The sequence below is a fragment of the Actinosynnema sp. genome, assembly GCF_052038725.1.
In genome coordinates, this window is sequence record NZ_JBQGCX010000946.1 from 1 (window position 1) to 2,108 (window position 2,108).

Consider the following 2,108-nt stretch of genomic DNA (forward strand, 5'->3'; position numbering starts at 1 on the left):
GCGGACCACGTCGGCCGCGACGTCGGACGGGTCGTCCGGCACCCAGCGCAGCAGGTCGCCGGGCTGGCACCCCAGGGCCTCGCACAGCGCGTCCAGGGTGGTCAGGCGCACGGCCTTGGCCCGGCCGTTCTTGAGCACCGCCAGGTTGGCCGGCGTGATGCCGACGCGCTCGGCGAGGACGCCCACGGCCATCTTGCGCCGCGCCAGCATGACGTCGATGTCGACGACGATCGGCATCAGATCACCTCGTCCAGCTCGGAGCGCAGCGCGCGGGTCTGGGTGTCGAGGCTGACCGCCTGGGCGAGCAGGGCGCGCATGACGTAGACGAGCAGCGCGACCCCGCCGACGACGAGGGCGACCCCGCAGACGAGACCGACCAGGCCCGGCGCGACGGCGTCGCCCTCGACCCCGTGGTTGGCGGTCCGGGCGACGACGGCGACGGCCAGCACGAGCACGGCGCCCGAGGCCAGGGCGCCGATGACCACGTCCACGTAGCGGAAGGCCCGGACCGAGAACACCGTGCCGCGCGCCACCATCGTCAGCAGGCGCCAGACGCAGACGGCGGTGACCTGCAGGGTGAGCACGCCCAGGACCCCGATGACCGCGAGCGGCGTGCGGACCCCGGGCGGGGCGCCGTCCAGGTCCTGCCACAGGAGCGGGATGATCACGACCTGCACGACCAGCGACCCGGCCAGCGCGACCGCGATCACGGCCTTCAACGTCCACACGACCCCACGGCCCACGGCGGGCTCCTCTCATCGACCGGCGACAGGAACCGATCGTAGCACGATAGATTCTGGTCGCAGGACGATGTACCAGCCTGGGTCGCTCAGCTCCCGCGCCCTCCGGGGACCCGGTCGCGCAGCGCCCGCACCTCGCGGCGGCCCTTGCGCAGCGCCCGGCGCACGAGGTCGCGAGGCGGGTGCGCCGCGTACCACCGCTCCAGGTCCTCCTGGGCGGCGACCCGCGCGGCGTCGGGCCCCGTCACGTCGTAGGCGCGGACGGCGGCCGACTCCTCCGGGCTCATGGGCTCCGCGTACTCCCCCAACCGCTCCGCGACCTCCTCGCGGTAGCGCTCGGGCAGCAGCTCCAGCGCCGGGGGGTAGGACCGCACCAGCCAGGCCCGGGGGTCGGGACCGGCCTTGGCGGCCACCAGCCGCAGCAGCTCGCTGCTCCCGCCGTCGGCGAGGTGGCGGTGCGCGGCGTGGGCCAGCACCGGCTCGACCTTCATCGGCGAGGCCAGCAGGTGCTGGCGGGTCTCGGTGTCGCGCCACTGGCGCTCCAGCGCACGGTCGGACGGCCAGCGCCCCGTGACCACGGCCGCGAGCAGCGCCTTGCGCGCGCACTTGGGGCACCGGCCGCAGGGCCGGCCGAGCCGGGGACCGCGCACGCACGACTGGGCCGCCCGCCCCAGGGCGTGCCGGTGCACGATCGTGCTCGTGACGACCTCCGACACGCCCGCGACGGGGACGCAGACGGGCAGCCCGACGGCGGCGAAGACCGGCCCCCACTCGGCGACGAAGGGCGAGTCGGCGTAGTCGCGGTAGCGGCCGCGCTGGAGGCGGTAGGTGGCCTCCAGGGGCGCGCCCCAGGCGACCGCGTCCAGGCCGTGGGCGTCCGCGTGCAGCAGGAGGGGCACCGCGGTCGCGAGGTCGTGCGGGAATCCCATGGGGTGGCGCAGGTACTCCACGTCGCTGGGCACGACGGTGACGGCCCGGCCCTGGCGGGCGACCTCGGCGCAGGACTGCAGCGCGGCGCGGCCGTCCATCATCGTGGCCCGCCGCTCCCCCTGCGGAGGGCGGCGCTCGAGGTGGTAGCTGCGGGTACTCTCCGGCAGGACGGCCAGGGCGGCGACGCTGTCGGTGCCGCCGCTCAGGCACAGCCCGGGCCGGCCGTCCGCCGGCGCGGTGCGGGGCGGGCCCTCGCCGACGGTGCCCAGCCGCAGCGGCGGGCCGGAGCGCACTGCGCGCGCCAGCGCGGCGCTGGCGGGGACCGAGCAGGTGACCGGGGTGGAGCGACGCAGCCACGGGCGGGCGCACAGCAGCGCGGTGAGCACGAGGAGGTCGGGGTGGATGCCGCCGGGCGGCACGTCCACCTCGAAGGACGCG

3 protein-coding genes are annotated in these 2,108 nt (G+C 76.4%); all 3 read right to left on the reverse strand.

Annotated elements, in window-relative coordinates:
• On the reverse strand, positions 1-237 hold a 237-nt coding region (locus tag ACTUAL_RS20035), incomplete at its 3' end, for a helix-turn-helix domain-containing protein (RefSeq protein WP_440901324.1).
• On the reverse strand, positions 237-743 hold the full coding sequence (locus ACTUAL_RS20040) for a DUF2975 domain-containing protein (RefSeq protein ID WP_440901325.1): 507 nt from the start codon (positions 741-743) through the stop codon (positions 237-239). The genes ACTUAL_RS20040 and ACTUAL_RS20035, both read right to left, overlap by 1 nt.
• Before the next feature lie 86 nt (positions 744-829).
• The coding region (locus ACTUAL_RS20045; RefSeq protein ID WP_440901326.1) for a DUF6395 domain-containing protein at positions 830-2,108 on the reverse strand (1,279 nt) is incomplete at its 5' end.